Source organism: Gordonia sp. SL306, from assembly GCF_026625785.1.
Lineage (GTDB): Bacteria > Actinomycetota > Actinomycetes > Mycobacteriales > Mycobacteriaceae > Gordonia.
Map to the genome: position 1 here is coordinate 497,046 of NZ_CP113063.1, position 17,950 is coordinate 514,995.

A 17,950-nucleotide genomic window follows, 5' to 3' on the forward strand; every position below is an offset into this window, starting at 1 on the left:
CCTACCTTACCGAGCAGTAGCAAACCGGATGGCCATCGGCACCGATTCGGCGACGAGTAGCCGGTCGAGGGCGTTGCGGGAGACGAATCCCTGCCCGCGAAGGTCGCGTAGCCACCCCAGCAGCGGCGCGTAGAACTCGAACGGGTCGAGGAGCACCACCGGTTTGTCGTGCATGCCGAGATACCCGGCAGTCCACGTCTCGAACAACTCCTCAAGGGTGCCGATGCCGCCCGGTAGGGTGATGAAGCCGTCCGCGCGATCGTCCATCAGGCGCTTGCGCTCGCGCATCGTCTCGGTCACCACGAGTTCATCGGCGCCGAGATCGGCGACTTCACGTTCCATCAGCGCGCGCGGGATGATCCCGACCGTTGTCCCGCCCGCCGCTCTCGCGGACTCGGCGAGTGCGCCCATCATGGAGATGTTGCCGCCGCCGGACACCACCGTGTGACCGGCCGCGGCCAGGGCGGCGCCGAGATCGGCTGCGAGATCGAGAAACCGCTGCTCGACCGGACCTGATGCGCAGTAGACGCAGATCGCGCTCATCGACCACCACGTCCGGCCGCGGCCGCCCCGATGATGTCGACCGCCTCGGACGGCTCGTCGACGAGATGCAGCAGGTCGAGATCGTCTGGCGAGATCATCCCCTTGGTCAACAGCACCTCACGCATCCAGTCCACCAGGCCGGACCAGTGATCACGGCCGATCAGCACGATCGGGAATCGGACGACCTTCTTCGTCTGCACGAGCGTCAGTGCCTCGAAGAGCTCGTCGAGGGTCCCGAATCCGCCCGGCAGGCAGACGAAGGCCTGCGCGTACTTGACGAACATCGTCTTGCGCACGAAGAAGTAGCGGAAGTTCATACCGACGTCGACCCACTCGTTGAGGTGTTGCTCGAACGGCAATTCGATGTTGAGGCCGATGGATTGGGCCCCGGCGTCCCAGGCACCCCGATTGGCGGCCTCCATCGCCCCCGGGCCGCCGCCGGTGATCACCGCATACCCTGCCTCCCCCAGCGCCCGGCCGAGCCGCACCGCGAGATCGAAGTCGTCGGAGCCGGGGACCAGGCGCGCGGATCCGAACACGGTGACGGCCTCGGCGACCTCACTCAGCGCATCGAAGCCCGCGACGAACTCCGACTGGATGCGCAGCACCCGCCACGAATCCCGCATGGTCCGCTCGGCGCGCAGATCCGCATCACGCGGATCGACCCATTCCAGGAGCCGACGATCGGTGGTCTTGCCCGGTTCGCCCTGTTCACGTCGGACACGCACCGGTCCGACATAGCAGGTCTCGAGATCGTCGGGGGACGGCGCGTCACCGGACCGGTGACGGCCCGTTTCGTCGGAGGGATCAGCGGATGACATGGTCATCACGCTAATGGCTACCCGGACAGGAACGCACGCAGGAGATCGGCGACCTGACCGATCTGACCCACCGGCACCCGCTCGTCGACCCGATGAGCCAGATTCGGGTCGCCCGGCCCGAGATTCACCGCGGGCACGCCGAGCGCCGAGAACCGGGAGACGTCGGTCCACCCGTACTTTGCCCGGAACCTGCCGTCGGCAGCCGCCACCAACGCTGCGGCCGCGGGATTCGACAGCCCCGGCAACGCCCCGGCCGCCGAATCCGTGACCTCGAAACCCAGTTCGCCGTCGGCGAGTTCGGCCGCGAACACCTGCCGGACGTGCTCGGTGGCCTGCTCGGCACTGCGGTCGGGTGCGAAACGGAAGTTGACGTCGACGTACGCGTCGTCCGGCACGACGTTGCCGGCAACGCCACCGCCGATCCCGACGGCGGACAGGCCCTCCCGATACTCGCAGCCGTCGATGTCGACGGTTCTCGGACGGTAGGCGGCCAGGGTGGTGAGCACTCCGCCGAGTTTGTGAATCGCGTTGTCGCCCATCCACGATCGGGCCGAATGCGCGCGCACACCGCGCGCCGAGAACCGCGCCCGCATGGTGCCCTGGCAGCCCGCCTCGATCAGTCCGGCGGTCGGCTCGCCGAGGATCGCGACATCACCGCGGAGCCATTCGGGCAGTTCGCGCTCGATCACACCGAGCCCGTTGTACTTCGCCGCGATCTCCTCGCAGTCGTAGAAGATCAGGGTGAGGTCGTGTGCAGGCTCGGTCGTCGTCGCCGCGAGATGCAGGAAGACCGCGTCTCCGGATTTCATGTCGACCGTGCCGCATCCGTGCAACACGTCACCCTCGGTCTCGTCGTCCGTGCGACGGTGTGGGAGATTGCCCGCCACCGGCACCGTGTCGAGGTGACCGGCCAAGATCACGCGACTCCGCAGTCCGCGATCGGTCCGCGCGAGGACTCGATTGCCGTGCCGGATGATCTCGAAACCGCTTGTCTGGGCGCGGAGGGCGGATTCGACGGCGTCGGCCACGACCGTCTCGTTGCGGGATTCGCTCTCGATGTCGACGAGGGCGGCGGTGAGATCGACGGGGTCGGCATGCAGGTCGAGGTCGGGCGTGGTCACCGGTTCACCGTAACGCGTGGCCACGCCACCGCCGACGGTCGCGGGACCGCCGTCGCGGTCATTTCTGGTAGCGGGGCTCGTACAACTGGACGTTGAACCCGCCCGGAACCTTGAAATACGTCACGAACCCGTAGCCGTGATCCTCGACGTCCTGGGTGAACTCGACGCCGCGGCTCTTCAGTTCCGCGACCGTCTCCTCGATCCGGTCGCAGTAGAACGAGATGTCTGCAGTCCCCGACGGCGGGCTCGTGCCGTCGGTCGGGTGCACTCCCAGGTCCGCCTCCGGGGCATCGAAGATGAGCCAGCCGCCACCGGTATCGGTGGACGGCAACTGCAGTTTGTCCTTGATGAAGTCACGAAGTGCCTGTTCTTCGGTCGAATAGAACAGGGCGTGCATACCGCGGATCATCTGGTCCTCCACATCGGAGTCGTCGTCAGGCGTGCGTGAGCTGAATCTACTCGCCCGCCCGATGCCTCCGGGCACGTCGGCCGGACCCATCGGGTCCGGCCGGGTCCTCGTATCGCCCAGCCGAATGACAAACGTCCGCTCGACACCCTCGGCCCCGACTCCGCGACTTATTCTCGATCCATTCTCCAGGGAAGGACACCCATGATCATCTTCGGCGGACGACAGACCTCGGCCCTGCTCGCGGTGCTGTATTTCCACTGCGCGTTCTGCCGGGCACATGCCGCACAACGCCTGTTCCGCACCAGGACATGGTTCACCCTGTTCTTCCTGCCGATCTTCCCGATGGGCCACGGCGCCTACTCCATCCACTGCGCATACTGCGGCAACGCCTGCGGGGTCTCCCGGGAGAACGCAGACCGCTTCGTCGCCGACGCCCACGCACAGCCCCAGATGGCCGGTCCCGCGCCGTCGGCGCAGATGCCACGCTGAGCGGAAAGACCCTGAACGCACAGACACCGCCGAGCTGTCCGAAACGTTCAAGACCGGGCGGGGTCCGCGCAGTACCGTCGGCGACATGATCTCCGACAAGCCTGCACCTCCGACATTGAACGCCCTGTCGATCGTGACCGCGGACATGTCCGCCGCCCTCGCCTTCTACCGGCTCTGCGGCCTGGACATCCCGGCAGGCGCCGAGCAGGAGCCGCATGCCGAGGCAACGGCCGGTAGCGTTCGCATCCTCTTCGACACCCGTGAGGTGGTCGAATCCTTCACCCCGCAGTGGACTGAGCCATCGGGGGGCCACCGGATGGCACTCGCCTTCGAGTGCGCGTCACCCGATCAGGTCGACTCCCAGTACGCGCGTCTCGTCGAGGCCGGCCACGTGTCTCAGCGTGAGCCGTTCGACGCGTTCTGGGGTCAGCGGTACGCGGTGGTCCTCGATCCCGACGGCAACCCCGTCGATTTCTATTGCCCGCTGGCCTGATTCACGCACGCACGTCGGTGGTGCGCAGAAACGTCGACGGACCCCGTCCGGTCAGTTCGACGAACTCCCGATGCATGTGCGGCTCGTCGGCGTACCCGTGGCGGTACGCCGACGCCGTCAGATCACGCCCGGCGGCCAGGTCGCCGAGTGCGGCGCGCATCCGGAGGATGCGCTGCAACGTCTTGGGTCCGTATCCGTAGAACCTCGACGAGTGCCGGTGAAACGTACGGACGGTCATCCCGAATCGTTCCGCGCACTCACCGACCCGCACGCCGGCGGCGAGATCGGCGGCAGCCGGGGCGAGCCAGGCCGGGGCATCCCACATCCTGGTGCGCGCGATGTCGTCGAGAACCGCCGCGGGATCGTCGGCCTCGGACAGCAGCGAGCACCAGCGGTCCGCCTCGGTATCCGACCAGAGGTCGGCGAGATCGACACGTCGGTCACGCAGTCGCTCGGCCGGATGGCCCAGGACGCCGGGTGCCACACCCGGTGGGAGGCGCAGACCCACCATCGACTCCGCACTGTCGGCGCGGTACCGGTACGGACCGGTGTCCGGTCCGGCCACCAACACTCGCCGTCCGGTCCAGATGAGGTCCATGCAGCCGTCTGGCAGGATCGTCGACTCCCCGGCCGGGTGCCGCGCACGCCACACCGTCCCGGCGGGCGGGCCCGCCCGCCTGCCTGCGGTCATCGAGGCGGTCACGAATCCGAGTATTCCCCATCCCGGTAGGCTGTCGTCCCGTGACGACGAATGGCGCTTACGCAACCGGCATTGCCACCGTGACCAACGGCGGATCCGCTGACCCGGGAGTGGTCCTCGACGTGTGGTTCCCCGAACCGGAACTCGACAGCCCGGCGACGTCGGACACCGTCGTCCTCGACGGCGACGACGTCCCGTCTTCGCTTCGCGATCTGGTCGGCACCGACAACTCCCGCGGCGTCAAGACCATCGCCGTGCGCACCTCGATCACCGACCTCTCGTCGGCACCGGTCGACGCGTATGACGTGTACCTGCGGCTACATCTGCTCTCCCACCGGCTGGTGACGCCGCACGGCACGAACCTCGAGGGTATCTTCGGTCTCCTGAGCAACGTCGTGTGGACCAATTTCGGGCCCTGCCCCATCGAAGGTTTCGAGTCCACGCGCTCTCGCTTGCGCTCGCGCGGCCACGTCACCGTCTACAGCGTCGACAAGTTCCCGCGGATGGTCGACTACGTGCTGCCCGGCGGCGTGCGCATCGGTGACGCCGATCGTGTCCGCCTGGGTGCCCACCTCGCACCCGGCACCACCGTGATGCACGAGGGCTTCGTGAACTACAACGCCGGCACGCTCGGCTCCTCGATGGTCGAGGGCCGGATCTCGGCGGGCGTGGTCGTCGGCGACGGCTCCGACATCGGCGGCGGCGCCTCCACCATGGGCACACTGTCCGGTGGCGGCAAGGAGATCATCGCGCTCGGCAAACGGTGCCTCCTCGGCGCGAACTCCGGTTGCGGCATCCCGCTCGGCGACGACTGCGTCGTCGAGGCCGGTCTCTACGTCACCGCGGGAACCAAGGTCACCGGACCGGACGGTTCATCGGTCAAGGCACGCGAACTCGCCGGGCAGTCGAATCTGCTGTTCCGCCGCAACAGTCTCACCGGCGCGGTCGAGGTGGTGCCGTGGAAGGGCGACGGAATCGCCCTCAACGAGGCCCTGCACAAGAACTGACGTTCGGCACGGCCTGATCCGACCGCTCGTCGGGTCAGGCCGTCAGACGTGCGGCGGCCGCGGCGATCCGTTCGTCGGTGGCGGTCAGTGCCATCCGGACGTGCTGGTTTCCGGCTGGACCGTAGAAGTCGCCGGGCGCCACCAAGATGCCCCGATCGGCGAGCCACTCCAGGGTGACTCTGCTGTCCTCATCGCGGGTCGCCCACAGGTAGAGACCCGCCTCGGAATGGTCGATCCGGAAGCCGGCGGCCCGCACCGCGGCAGCGAGCTTTTCCCGGCGCGACCGGTAGCGCTCCCGCTGCGCCTGCACATGCGTGTCGTCGTCGAGGGCCGCGACCATCGCGCCCTGGATCGGGAACGGCACGATCAGCCCGGCATGTTTACGGACCGCGAGCAACTCGGCGATCAGAGCGCGATCCCCCGCGAGGAATCCGGCGCGGTAGGACGCGAGATTCGAGACCTTGGACAGCGAGTGCACGGCGATCAGGCCCGTGTGGTCGCCGTCGCTGACCCGCGGATCGAGAATCGAGTACGCCTCCGACTCCCATGCGAGCCCGAGATAGCACTCATCGGACACGACGATCGCACCGCGCTCGCGGGCCCAGCCGATCATCTTCCGCAGGTGCTCGACCCCGAGCACCTTGCCGGTCGGGTTCGACGGCGAGTTGAGGAAGACGAGCGCCGGCGACGTCGGCCCCAATTGGATGGTCGAGTCCGCGCGCACCGGTGTCGCCCCCGCCAGGATGGCACCGACTTCGTATGTGGGATAAGCGACTTCCGGGATCACGACCACGTCGCCTGCGCCGATGCCGAGGGTCGACACGATGCCGGCGATCGCTTCCTTGGTCCCGATGACCGGTAGGACGCCGGATTCGTCGAGGCCGGTCACCCCATAGCGGCGGTCCATCGCGGACACCGCCGCCTCGCGCAGTTCGGTGATGCCGACCGTCGTCGGGTAGCCGGGAAACTCCGACGCCGACGCCAGCGCCCAGCGGATGACCGGATCGACGGGGTCGACCGGCGTGCCGACAGACAAGTCGACGATGCCGTCGGGATGCCCGGCAGCACGCGCCCGGGCATCACCGATGGTGTCCCAGGGGAAGTCAGGGAGAAGGCCGCTGACGCGTCGTCGTGTCGTGAATCCGGACGTAGTCACCGCGTCAGGTCATTCCTCTTCGTTCATCGGGGGCAGACCCTTGATGAACGCGGCATCGTGGTCGGTCTTGCCCACCTTGCTCGCGCCACCCGGCGACCCGAGATCGTCGAAGAAGTCGGCATTCGCACTGACGTACGGCTCCCACTCGTCGGGCACATCATCCTCGTAGAAGATCGCCTCGACCGGACACACCGGCTCACAGGCGCCACAGTCAACGCACTCGTCGGGCTGGATGTAGAGCATCCGACCGCCCTCGTAGATGCAGTCCACCGGGCATTCCTCGACGCAGGCCCTGTCCAGGACATCCACGCAAGGCTCCGCGATGATGTAGGTCACCACACTCTCCTTCGCTGCAAACTCGGGTCGACGACGATCGCACGTGCGGCAGACTCATCGTCGAACGGCACGTGGGCTGGACGCACCGCATTGCGGACCGCCTGGCCAGGCCGTCGAGGGCCGGTCGCAAGAGAGTCCACCGTCAATCGTATCCGTCGCGGGCGCGGCCCCTCGACACCCGCCCCATGCTCACGACCTGGGAGTAACCGGGATCACATCCGGCCGAGATGTTGCGATCAACGCGCGTCCAACCCTCGACGTCGTCGCTGCTCCGCGCGACTGTTGTGCACGTGACCGAGTACGAACGCGACGGCGACGTCCCGCACGGGATGTGTCCGGGCTGTCGAAACTGACCGCCCGGCCCTCATCCTTCGACTCGGAGACCACGATGACCACGACGTTACGCCGCCCCGATCCCCGCTTCGAACCCGCGCATGCGCGCTCGGCCAACCTGCCGACACGACTGCGCCCCGCCGATCTGCTGCGCATCACCGATCAGGGTGTCGCCGACGTCCTCGACGGCGCCTACGATCACCTCCTCCCCGACCGCTGGGATCCGGTCGAACGGTGGGCTGCCCGCCTGGAGGCGACCGACGACCTCGACCTCTGGCTCATCAGTTGGACGCCGGACCGTTCGACCGAACTCCACGATCACGCCGGTTCGCTCGGAGCGCTCACGGTGCTCTCGGGTTCATTGCGCGAGTACCGCTGGATCGGGAACGAATTGGCCCTGCGCATCCTCGATTCGGGCGACCAGGCCGCGTTCCCGCTCGGGTGGGTCCACGACGTGCAGCGGCACGACGCACTCGCGATCCGCTCCGACGACGCCGTCGACGACATTCCCCTCGACACGGTCACGCCCACACTGAGCGTGCACGCCTATTCACCGCCCCTGACCGCGATGTCGTTCTACGCTGTGACCGATCACGCCACCTTGCGACGGACGCGAACCGAACTCACCGACCAACCGGAGTGACCGACATGCCGACGATCGACGATCTGCTGCTCGATGCCCGTGAACGGCTCGAACGGCTCGCTCCGACCGAGGTGGCCGACGAGATCGAGCACGGCGGCGTACTCGTCGACATCCGCCCCGCGGCCCAGCGCGCTGTCGAGGGTGAGGCGCCCGGTGCACTCGTCATCGAACGCAACGTGCTCGAGTGGCGATGCGATCCGGCCAGCGACGCGCGGGTGGCCGAAGCGGTCGATCACGATGTGCGATGGATCGTGTTGTGCTCGCAGGGATTCACGTCCAGCCTCGCCGCCGCCGCTCTGCAACAACTCGGCCTGCACCGCGCCACCGACGTCGTCGGCGGGTGGGAGGCACTGCGGGCCGTCGACGTACGCGGGACGGCCTGACCCCTCACCCCATTCCCCGTCCCCACCTTCGCCGATCGTGCGCAGTTTCGCGCCGACTGTGCGCATTGCTGCGCCGACCGGGTACACGACTCCGCCGATCGGGTACAGAATCGCGCCGATCGTGCGCGGCCACGGAACAGACCGTCTCCCGACAACCTCATCGCGCACGATCGATGGGATTGTGCGCACGATCGACGCGAAACTGCGCACGATCGGCGGGACGGGAGGCTGCGGAACCGGTCAGCCCGGTCGGCAGGTCAGGCGACGGCCGGCCAGGGACGACCACGTGGGGTCACCTCGGCGGCGAGACCCGTGGCGGGGTCGGCGACGGCGGCGACGTGCTCGGCGAGTGACGGGTCGATCCAGCCGTCGCCGAGGACATACGGCGGCTGAGCGGTGATGCGTTCGGTGAGGGTGTGACCCGCCGCAGCGGTGATCTGCGCCAGCACTTCGAGATTCGGCCACGGACGCTCGGGATTCACATGATCGGGGGTCAGCGGCGACACCCCACCCCAGTCGTCGATGCCCGAGGCGATCAGGGCAGCGCACTCCTCCGATGACACCAGATTCGGCGGTGCCTGGACGCGCATCTCCGGGCCCAACACGATCCGTGCCACCGCGACCGCCGCGAGGAACTCGGTCATCGCCGCGTCGGGAGTACCCCGCATCGCGGTATCCGGCTTGGCCCGGAAGTTCTGCACGATCACTTCCTGGATGTGACCGTGGGCCCGATGGATGTCGGCCATCGCGAGGATGGATTCGGCACGCTCGGTGAGAGTCTCGCCGATACCGACCAGGATGCCGGTGGTGAACGGGACGCGGACGGCACCGGCGTCGCGCAGCACCTGCAGGCGCACGAGCGGGTCCTTGTCCGGACTCCCGTAGTGCGGCTGACCCTTCTCGGTGAACAGGCGGCGCGACGTGGTCTCGAGCATCATCCCCATCGACGGCGCGACCGGCCGCAGCCGGCGCATCTCCTCGACACTCATGACACCGGGATTGAGGTGCGGCAACAGCCCGGTGTCCTCGAGGACTGCCACCGCCGCGGCACGCACATAATCCAGTGTCGAGCTGTACCCGCGCGCCGCGAGCCATTCGCCCGCCTGCGTCCAACGCTCCTCGGGACGATCACCGAGGGTGAACAACGCCTCCTTGCAACCGAGTTCGGCGCCCTTGCGTGCGATGTCGACGACCTCGTCGAGGTCGAGGTACATCCCGTGTCCCTCGCGGGCCAGTTTTCCCGGCACCGTGACGAACGTGCAGTAATGGCAGCGATCACGACACAGTCGGGTGAGCGGGATGAACACCTTGCGCGAGTAGGTGATCTGACGTTCGCGGCCGATCGCCGCGAGGCCCGTGTCGCGGATGCGGCCCGCGATCTCCTGCAGCTCGAGCAGGTCGTCGCCGGCGCACGCCAGCAACGTGGTCGCCTGTTCGAGGTCGATCGGTTCTCCGGATCGCGCCGCCGCCAGGGCGGTCGACGTGGCTCCCGCGTCGGTCATCGTGACGGACCTCCTCTGTCCTGGGATCGGGTTTCGGTCAGATACGGTTGCGGGTCGAAGGTGCCGTTGCGTTCCCGGAACGACACCGCGGTACCCGGCCACAGCAGTGTGAGCCGCCCGCTTCTCGGGTCGACGTACCAGCTCTCGCAGCCGGTCAACCACACCGTGGCCGCGCTGCGCTCGTCGATTTCCCGGGTGTACTCCGCCTCGGCCTGCGCGGTGACCTCCAGCGAACGACTTCCGTTGTGCGCCAGGAAGTCCAGTGCGCCCACCACGTAGTCGAGCTGGGTCTCGATCATGTAGATGGCGGAGTTGTGCCCGAGTGCCGCGTTGGGGCCGTCGAGGACGAACATGTTCGGGAACCCACTGACCGTGGTGGAGGCGTAGGAGACCATGCCGTCGGACCAGTGGTCGGCGAGTACCCGGCCGCCGCGTCCGCGGATACGCGTCGCGGCAGGCGGTCTGGTCGCCTCGAACCCGGTGGCCATCACGAGAACGTCCAGATCGTAGGTGTTGCCGCTGACGGCACGCGCCTTGCACTCGACCACCGAATCCAGCGCACTCGACTCGAACACCACGTTCGGGCGCTCCAACGCCGGGTAGAAGTCGTCGCTCAGCAGTATTCGCTTGCAACCGATCTCGTACTCGGGCGTGAGGTCGGCCCGCAACGTCGGGCTGCCGATCTGGCGGTTCAGATGTCCGAGCGCGCGGTCCCGGATGTCGTCGATGTCGGGATGGAGGCCGAGGCGCTGGCGGAAACCCTTGTCGGCGTCGTGGAGCAGTCGTTCACGAAGCGCCTGAGCGTTCTCCGGTATCTGCAGCTCGGCTCGTTCGGAGTCCGAGAGTCGACGATCCTCACGCGGGACCACATAGGGAGGCGTCCGCGAGAAGACCACCAGTTCTTCGGCGTTCTCGGCAAGGTGCGGGATCACCTGGACCGCCGACGCGCCCGTGCCGACCACTCCGATCCGCTCTCCTCCGGAGAGCAGGTCCTCACGCCAGGACGCCGTGTGAACGACTGTGCCGGTGAATGATTCGAGACCCTCGACATCGGGTAGGTGCGGCTCGGACAGGCGACCGACGGCCATCACCAGCACCCGGGCACGGATCGGTCCCGACCCGGTACTCAAGGACCAGTATGCGCCGTCGTCGTCCCACCGGGCTTGCCGCAGTTCACAACCCAGACGTATGTGGGGCGCGAGGCCCTCGTCGTCGACAGTGCGCTGGAGGTACCGCTGGATGTCGGCCCCACGCGGGTACAGGGTCGCCCAGTCGGTCGGCGGACGGAACGAGAACGAGTACAGATGTGCCGGGATGTCGCAGGCGATCCCGGGATAGGTGTTGTCGCGCCAGGTGCCACCGACCGCATCGGCGCGCTCGAGAACCACGAAGGATTCCGTTGCGCGTCTTGCCAACTGCGTCGCCATACCGATCCCGGCAAATCCGGCGCCGACGATCGCGACGTCCACCGAGGTGGGCGTGGCGGGGTCGGGGGTGGTCATGGACGCACCTGCGGGATGGACACGAGACGGTCGGCGGGCGGATCGGTATGGGCGGTGGTGCGTTGGCGCGGCGCGCGGCCGACGCGTGCCGCGATGTCGACGAGGTCGTCGACATCGAGGACCCGACCGGCCTCCTGACCTGCCGCCGGCATCAGCTCGCCGTCGAGCAGGAGGCCACCGATGTCGTCGACGCCGCCGCGCAACACCTGCTCCACCACATCGCGGTCCAGTTTCGTCCACGCCACCTGCAGATGGTCGAACCGGCCGAGGGTGAGCAGCCGGGCGACGGCGTGGACGGCGCGGGTCTCACGTTCGGACACGCTGGTGGTCGCGATCCCGGACAAGTGTGGTCCGGCATTCGCGGGCAGCATGGGCATGACGATCAACTCGCTGAAACCGGCAGTACGGCTCTGGATCTCGGTGAGCAGCCGAAGGTGCGCGACCTGGTGCCGCGGCGTCTCGACATGGCCGTAGAGCATGGTGGCCGTGGAGAACAGACCGACCCCGTGCGCGGCCTCGATGACCTCGATCCATTCCTCCACCGCCGGTGCGCCACCACCCGCGAGACGAGACCGGACCTCGTTGTCGAGGATCTGCGCGGCGGTGCCGGGCACCGACCCGAGGCCTGCATCGCGCGCGGCCCGCAGGAAATCGGCGATCGGCACGCCCATCCGATTCGCCGCATCGCGTACCTCGGGCGGGCGGAATGCATGCAGGTGCAGATCCGGCGCCGCACCATGGATGCGTTCGACGAGACGCAGATACTCATCGGGCGGGGCGTCGGCGGGAACCGGCCCCTGCATACAGATCTCCGTGGCCCCGAGCCGCCACGCCTCGTCGACCAACGCCTCGACCGCCGGTACGTCCGCACGTCCGGCAGCGACCACCGCGGTGTCGAGGTTGCGATTGACCACGAAGGTCACCGTGTCGGGATCGGTCACCTCACGACGCGCGGCGTCGGCGAGCGCACACAGTGCCTCGAGTTCCGGCCCCGACGCGCCGAGCAGGGCGACCCACTCGTCGTCGGTCAGCGATGCCGGATCGTCGGCGACGTGACGCAATGCTTCCCGGGCTTCGTCCACCGCGGCGTGCGCGTCCCGAGCCCACTCCCGCAGGACCATTCCCTCACTGTAACCGCACGCGGCGCGGCCCCGACGTCGCGGCGATCCGGGCCGCGGTACGCCCATGGTGACGTGGTCAGACGTCATCGGGTGTCGGCAACCGCCCCGACCACGCGACGACGGCAGGCAGGCCCGCCCCGATGGCGAGCAGCGCCAGGGTGGGCAGCATCAGCACCCCGTCGGGCAGCAGCTCGACGTCGCCTCCCGGACCGGGCAGCGCACCGATCACCAGGGCGAGGAGCCACGCCAGCAACGGAAAGTAGCGCACCGGACCGTCGGTGTAGGTCGAGGCGAGCCAGAGCAGGACGGAGTTCACGATCCCGGCGAGTACCGCGGCCACCGGGATGGCGATGCCACCGAATCGCACATATGCGAACGCCACGGACATCACGCCGACCACGAACCCGTCGATGACGAGGAAGGCCAGCAGGACCCGGTCGGACCATCGCATCAGACGACCCCGGCGAACAGATCGATCTCACGGCCCGGCCCCACACCCTCACCGGGGTGGCCTGCCGTCCGGACGAAGTGCTCACGGTCGAGGATGGGCTGCACGATGTTGTTGGACAGTGCGTACTCGGTGCCGGACCCGGCGACGGTCACCTGCGTGGCATGTGCCGCCAGTGCCGCCGCCTTCAGGTGCAACTGCGGACGGACATCGATCTCGGTGGTGATCGTCTCGTCCGGATAGCTCGGCAGCTCATCGGCCTCTGGCATGCGCCAGGCCTCCGGGACGCGACCGGATGCCGCGGTGAGACCGGCTGCCAGCGCGGACCGCTCGGTCACCGACTCGTACACCTTGAGGTACGCGCCACCGAGACGTTCGGCGGCCTGTGGCACTGCCGCGGCCGTCGTCGCATGGACCAGTTTGTGGTCGGGGTGACCGTAGGTCCCCGCGTCGTCATAGGTCACGATCACCTGCGGCGCGAAATCCACGATCTCGGCGACGAGTGCGGCCACCAGGTCGTCGAACGGCGCACGGACGAGGGCGCGCGGATGGTCGGCCGACGGGGCACCGGCCATCCCCGAATCGCGCCAATGTCCCGCGCCGCCGAGGAACCGCGGGCGCAACGGTGCGCGACCCGCCGGGGTGAGCGCGGCGAGGGCCCGGGTGAGTTCGAGGATGCGGTAACCGCCCAGTTGGTCGGCGCCACCATCGGCGGCCAGCTGCGACCACTCCTCACCGATCACCTCGCCCTCCTCACCGAGGGTGAAGGTCAGGACGCGTACGTCGACGCCCTCGGCGAGATAGCGGGCAATGGTGCCGCCGGTCATGATCGATTCGTCGTCGGGATGCGCGTGCAACAACAGCAGCCGCCGATCCGCGGGTGGCGTCACGACAGCTCCCAGGACACCGCGTCGCCGTAGATCCCCACCTGGATCGGCCCCGACAGCGGCACGTTCTTGACCTGACCGGTCCGGCCGACGAGCGTGCTGTCCTGATAAAGCGGCAGGTAGACCGCCTGCGCGGCCAGCAGCGGCTCGGCCTCGGTCAGTTGCGGGATGGGGTCGGCCGCCGACAACGCGCCACGCGCCAGCGCGATCAGCGCCGGGTCACACACGCCCGAGATGTTGCTGGCATAGCTGTCGCCGGGACCGGCGCTGGTCTCTCCGGGGGCCACACTGGTCGGCGTCGGCGGCGTCGAGAGCGACGGCGCGGTGCCCGGCTTCGGCTGATCGCAATCGACCTGCGACGCCAGGGATGCCGCAGGCGGCACCCCGAGTCCGGTCCAGCCGACGACCAGGTCCACCCGGGCGTTGGTCAATGCGACGCCGTACAGCTCGTTGTTGGGCAGGGCGACGACGGACGCGCGCACACCCTGGCCGCGCAACTGATCGACGATGTTGGCCGCCGCGGACGTGGATCGCGGGTCACCGCTGATCGCACCGACCCGGACGGCGAGGTCCTGACCGTCCTTGCGGTAGGGCGCGACACCCTCCGGCAACGGTTGGGTGTCGGGGTTCGCGCCGGACGCCTGAGACGGACTCGGCGCAGCGGCGCCCGGTGAGGACGTACTCGGTGAGGACGTCCCCGTGGTACTCGGCGTGCCTGCGGTCGGGGTGGCGCTGTCTCCCTCGGCACGTTGGTAGCCGGCGTCGGCCAGCAGACCGGTGATCGCACCCGCCGATGGTCGGGCCCGGTCGACCGGGAAGTAGCCGCGGTCCGTCGGGGCGAAAACGGTGTTGGCGTATGGCGTCACGATGTCCTCGCCCGCGCCGGCGAGAGAGACCAGACCCGGATCGACCATGCCGAGCACCGCCTGGCGCACCTGCAACGAACGCATCGCCGACGTCCGGGCGTTCACGCCGATCGACAGGGCCCGCGACGTCGGGTTGCGCTGCGTCTGCACCCCCGGCACCGCGGCGAGTTCTGCGGTGGTCGCCGGCCCGGTGCTGAGGTTGACGATCGACGAATCACCCGATCGCACGGTCTCGACCATCTGCGACGCCGTGCCGGCCCGCCGCAGCACCACCTGATCCAACGACGGTGGCTTCATCCAGTACCGGTCGTTGCGGACCAGCCGCACCTCGTCGCGGGTCTGGTCGATGGACACAACCGAATACGGACCGGCCGAGACGGGCTTCCCGCTGTCCATCCCGGTCTGGAACCCCGCGGGCGCGCCGCGTAGGACGTGGCTCGGCAGCAGGTCCGTGAAGAGTTCACGCCATGCCGGATACGGCCGCGCGAACGTCACCGCCACCTCCTTGCCGCCTGCCCGCGACTGCACCGAGTCGATCAGGCGATAGCCTGCAGGCGCGACGACGTTGGGTTGCCGCGACATCTGCTGCCAGAGGTACGAGAAATCGTCGCCGGTCACCGGGAGGCCGTCGGACCATTGCGCGTCGGTCTGGATGTGATAGGTGACGGTGAACGGCTCTGTCGAGGTGACGGCGGCCGAGGTGATCAGCGCGTTCTGGCGCTCCCACACGACCCCTGCCGGGGTGTTGACCGGCTGGAACGCACTCGGAAGCGTCATCGCGGCGATCGCCGTGGTGACCGTCCCCTGATCGGCACCGAGGTGCGGGTTGAACCCGCCACCCACGGAGTCGGTCGCGATGTAGACCGTCTTCTCGGTCGGATATTCGGTCGGGGTCGCGGGCGGCGCCGTCTCACGTACCGGTGGCGGCGGATTGGCCGAGCACGCCGCACCCACCACGACGATGGCCGCGAGCAGCGCAGGCAATCGGCCGTGACGACAGGTGGCGCGCACCGACGATCTCAGCTGCCAACGACTCACCAGCACTACCCCCACGTCATGGGTGCCCGGCGCACATCGTCCGGGCACTCGGCCTTGCCTTATCCCGCCGCCTGATCGCGCGACTTCGCCCGTGAGCGTTCGCGGGCGCGAGTGGACGCGTCGAGGTGAACCTTACGCACCCGGGTCACCTCGGGCGTCACCTCCACGCACTCGTCGGCGGCGCAGAACTCCATCGCGCCCTCGAGGTCGAGTTGCATCGGCTTGGCCAGTGTTTCCATCACGTCGGCCGACGACTGACGCATGTTGGTCAGCTTCTTCTCGCGGGTGACGTTGATGTCGAGATCCTCGGCGCGCGGATTGATCCCGACGACCATGCCCTCGTAGGTGTCGGCACCCGGCTCGACGAAGAACGTGCCGCGATCGGCAAGCTGGATCATCGCGAACGGCGTGACGCTGCCGGTGCGGTCGCTGACCAGGGACCCGGTGTGCCGGGCCCGGATCTCGCCCGCCCAGGAGTCGTAACCGTCGAACACGGCGTTGGCGATGCCGGTGCCGCGAGTCTCGGTGAGGAAGTCGGTACGGAAGCCGATCAGGCCGCGCGACGGGACGATGAACTCCATCCGGACCCACCCGGTGCCGTGGTTGTTCATCTGCTCCATGCGGCCCTTGCGGGCGGCGAGCAACTGGGTGACCGCACCGAGGTACTCCTCGGGGACGTCGATGGTCAGATGCTCGAACGGCTCCTGCACCTTGCCGTCGACCTTGCGGGTGACCACCTGCGGCTTGCCGACCGTCAGCTCGAAGCCCTCACGACGCATCTGCTCGACGAGGATGGCCAGCGCCAGCTCGCCGCGGCCCTGCACCTCCCAGGCATCCGGACGGCCGATGTCGAGGACCCGCAACGACACGTTGCCGACCAGCTCGGCGTCCAGACGCGACTTGACCATCCGCGCGGTCAGCTTGTGACCGGACACGCGGCCGGCGAGCGGCGAGGAGTTGGTGCCGATGGTGACCGAGATGGCCGGCTCGTCGACGGTGATCCGCGGCAGCGGCTGCGGGTTCTCCAGGTCGGCGAGCGTGTCGCCGATCATGATCTCCGGCATGCCCGCGACCGCGACGATGTCGCCGGCGTCCGCCGACTCGGCCGGTGCCCGGTCCACACCGATGGTGGCGAGCAGTTCGGTGATCTTGGCCCGCTCGATCACGGGTTCGCCGTCGACCTCCCGGCACCACGAGATCTGCTGCCCCTTGCGCAGCGTCCCGTTGTGGATGCGAACGAGTGCGAGGCGACCCAGGAACGCCGAGGCGTCGAGGTTGGTGACATGGGCCTGCAACGGGGCGTCGGGGTCACCCTTGGGCGGCGGCACGTGCTCGAGGAGCACGTCGAAGAACGGGTCGAGGTTCTCCCCCGACGGCACCTCGCCGTCGGCGGGCTTCTCGGTGCTGGCGATCCCGGCGCGCCCCGAGGCGTACAGGATCGGCAGGTCGAGGACGAGCTCGGCGGCCGCGGCCGCCTCGTCATCGAGATCCGAGGCGAGGTCGAGCAGCAGGTCCTGCGTCTCGTCGACGACCTCCTGGATCCGCGCGTCCGGGCGGTCGGTCTTGTTCACGAGGACGATGACCGGCAGCGAGGCGGCCAGCGCCTTGCGCAGCACGAAGCGCGTCTGCGGCAGCGGCCCCTCGGAGGCGTCGACGAGCAGCACCACGCCGTCGACCATGGACAGGCCGCGCTCGACCTCACCACCGAAGTCGGCGTGGCCGGGGGTGTCGATGACGTTGATGATGACCTCGGTGCCGTCGGGCTGGCGACGGTGGACCGCGGTGTTCTTGGCGAGAATGGTGATGCCCTTCTCGCGTTCGAGGTCACCGGAATCCATCACGCGGTCGACGAGCTCGGCGCGTTCGCCGAAGACGCCGGACTGGCGCAGCATCGCGTCGACCAGGGTGGTCTTGCCGTGGTCGACGTGCGCGACGATCGCGACGTTGCGGAATTTGTGGACAGCGCTCACTGAGCTCTCTTTCACTGCGGTTCGTACTCGAGGTCTGGGCTTGTGGGGTCGATATGTCCCGCTCGCTCACTCCCGGCGCGGCGGGCGGCGGGGAAGCGTGGCGGCATGGCCGGCCGGTACCCGGCGATAGCCAGCGGACAGGTCAACCTGTACAGGGTATCGGTCGACCGCCTGAGACGGTG

Annotated in this window: 19 protein-coding genes; 5 read left to right on the forward strand and 14 right to left on the reverse strand. The window is 68.4% G+C overall.

Features of this window, described 5'->3' with window-relative positions; genetic code table 11:
* Positions 1–6: 6 nt before the first annotated feature.
* Genes OVA31_RS02335 through OVA31_RS02350 form a run of 4 tightly spaced genes read right to left on the reverse strand, consistent with a single transcriptional unit; the run spans position 7 to position 2,984 of the window.
* Entirely contained in the window at positions 7–543 is a 537-nt protein-coding gene (locus OVA31_RS02335; protein ID WP_267629521.1) for a TIGR00730 family Rossman fold protein, read from the reverse strand.
* Complete coding sequence (locus OVA31_RS02340) at positions 540–1,364, reverse strand: TIGR00730 family Rossman fold protein (RefSeq protein ID WP_267629522.1); 825 nt, start codon at positions 1,362–1,364, stop codon at positions 540–542. The genes OVA31_RS02335 and OVA31_RS02340 overlap by 4 nt, the downstream gene beginning before the upstream one ends.
* Positions 1,365–1,381: 17 nt before the next feature.
* Positions 1,382–2,485, reverse strand: coding sequence for a succinyl-diaminopimelate desuccinylase (gene dapE, locus OVA31_RS02345; protein ID WP_267629523.1), 1,104 nt, complete (start codon positions 2,483–2,485; stop codon positions 1,382–1,384).
* A gap of 58 nt (positions 2,486–2,543) precedes the next feature.
* Entirely contained in the window at positions 2,544–2,984 is a 441-nt protein-coding gene (locus tag OVA31_RS02350) for a VOC family protein (protein WP_267629524.1), read from the reverse strand.
* Positions 2,985–3,095: 111 nt separating this feature from the next.
* On the opposite strand from OVA31_RS02350, the gene OVA31_RS02355 reads away from it, so the two are divergent.
* Both OVA31_RS02355 and OVA31_RS02360 read left to right on the forward strand, forming a co-directional pair.
* Complete coding sequence (locus tag OVA31_RS02355; protein WP_267629525.1) at positions 3,096–3,383, forward strand: zinc-ribbon domain-containing protein; 288 nt, start codon at positions 3,096–3,098, stop codon at positions 3,381–3,383.
* An 85-nt stretch (positions 3,384–3,468) separates the two neighbouring features.
* A complete protein-coding gene (locus OVA31_RS02360) occupies positions 3,469–3,876 on the forward strand; it encodes a VOC family protein (RefSeq protein WP_267629526.1) in 408 nt (135 codons plus the stop codon).
* A gap of 1 nt (position 3,877) precedes the next feature.
* Here the strand turns inward: OVA31_RS02360 and OVA31_RS02365 are convergent, their stop codons facing one another.
* Positions 3,878–4,579 carry a helix-turn-helix transcriptional regulator gene (locus tag OVA31_RS02365; RefSeq protein WP_267629527.1) on the reverse strand — a complete coding sequence of 234 codons (702 nt, stop codon included), beginning with the start codon at positions 4,577–4,579 and terminating at the stop codon, positions 3,878–3,880.
* Positions 4,580–4,617: 38 nt separating this feature from the next.
* On the opposite strand from OVA31_RS02365, the gene dapD reads away from it, so the two are divergent.
* Complete coding sequence (gene dapD, locus OVA31_RS02370) at positions 4,618–5,583, forward strand: 2,3,4,5-tetrahydropyridine-2,6-dicarboxylate N-succinyltransferase (protein ID WP_267629528.1); 966 nt, start codon at positions 4,618–4,620, stop codon at positions 5,581–5,583.
* A 34-nt stretch (positions 5,584–5,617) separates the two neighbouring features.
* Here the strand turns inward: dapD and dapC are convergent, their stop codons facing one another.
* Complete coding sequence (dapC, locus tag OVA31_RS02375; protein ID WP_267629529.1) at positions 5,618–6,739, reverse strand: succinyldiaminopimelate transaminase; 1,122 nt, start codon at positions 6,737–6,739, stop codon at positions 5,618–5,620.
* 9 nt (positions 6,740–6,748) lie between these two features.
* The gene (gene fdxA / locus OVA31_RS02380; RefSeq protein WP_164308994.1) at positions 6,749–7,075 is read right to left on the reverse strand and encodes a ferredoxin; all 327 of its coding nucleotides are present in this window, start codon (positions 7,073–7,075) and stop codon (positions 6,749–6,751) included.
* Positions 7,076–7,463: 388 nt separating this feature from the next.
* Between fdxA and OVA31_RS02385 the strand changes: the two genes are divergently transcribed.
* Positions 7,464–8,051 (forward strand): cysteine dioxygenase, encoded by a 588-nt coding sequence (locus tag OVA31_RS02385; RefSeq protein WP_267629530.1) that lies wholly within the window; start codon positions 7,464–7,466, stop codon positions 8,049–8,051.
* Positions 8,052–8,056: 5 nt separating this feature from the next.
* The gene (locus tag OVA31_RS02390; protein ID WP_267629531.1) at positions 8,057–8,434 is read left to right on the forward strand and encodes a rhodanese-like domain-containing protein; all 378 of its coding nucleotides are present in this window, start codon (positions 8,057–8,059) and stop codon (positions 8,432–8,434) included.
* A gap of 257 nt (positions 8,435–8,691) precedes the next feature.
* On the opposite strand, the gene cofG is transcribed toward OVA31_RS02390, so the two are convergent.
* The 7 genes from cofG to typA all read right to left on the reverse strand — a co-directional run bounded on the left by cofG (position 8,692) and on the right by typA (position 17,768).
* Positions 8,692–9,936, reverse strand: a complete 1,245-nt coding sequence (gene cofG, locus OVA31_RS02395; protein ID WP_267629532.1) for a 7,8-didemethyl-8-hydroxy-5-deazariboflavin synthase CofG — start codon at positions 9,934–9,936, stop codon at positions 8,692–8,694.
* Positions 9,933–11,438, reverse strand: coding sequence for a flavin-containing monooxygenase (locus tag OVA31_RS02400; RefSeq protein ID WP_267629533.1), 1,506 nt, complete (start codon positions 11,436–11,438; stop codon positions 9,933–9,935). The genes cofG and OVA31_RS02400 overlap by 4 nt, the downstream gene beginning before the upstream one ends.
* Positions 11,435–12,559 (reverse strand): FO synthase, encoded by a 1,125-nt coding sequence (locus OVA31_RS02405; protein WP_267629534.1) that lies wholly within the window; start codon positions 12,557–12,559, stop codon positions 11,435–11,437. Before OVA31_RS02405 ends, OVA31_RS02400 begins: the two co-directional genes overlap by 4 nt.
* 76 nt (positions 12,560–12,635) lie before the next feature.
* Positions 12,636–13,010 (reverse strand): facilitated glucose transporter, encoded by a 375-nt coding sequence (locus OVA31_RS02410; RefSeq protein WP_267629535.1) that lies wholly within the window; start codon positions 13,008–13,010, stop codon positions 12,636–12,638.
* Positions 13,010–13,897, reverse strand: a complete 888-nt coding sequence (gene mshB / locus OVA31_RS02415; protein ID WP_267629536.1) for an N-acetyl-1-D-myo-inositol-2-amino-2-deoxy-alpha-D-glucopyranoside deacetylase — start codon at positions 13,895–13,897, stop codon at positions 13,010–13,012. The genes OVA31_RS02410 and mshB overlap by 1 nt, the downstream gene beginning before the upstream one ends.
* Entirely contained in the window at positions 13,894–15,771 is a 1,878-nt protein-coding gene (locus OVA31_RS02420) for an ABC transporter family substrate-binding protein (protein WP_420714188.1), read from the reverse strand. Before OVA31_RS02420 ends, mshB begins: the two co-directional genes overlap by 4 nt.
* 86 nt (positions 15,772–15,857) lie before the next feature.
* Positions 15,858–17,768, reverse strand: a complete 1,911-nt coding sequence (gene typA, locus OVA31_RS02425; RefSeq protein ID WP_267629537.1) for a translational GTPase TypA — start codon at positions 17,766–17,768, stop codon at positions 15,858–15,860.
* Positions 17,769–17,950: the final 182 nt, after the last annotated feature.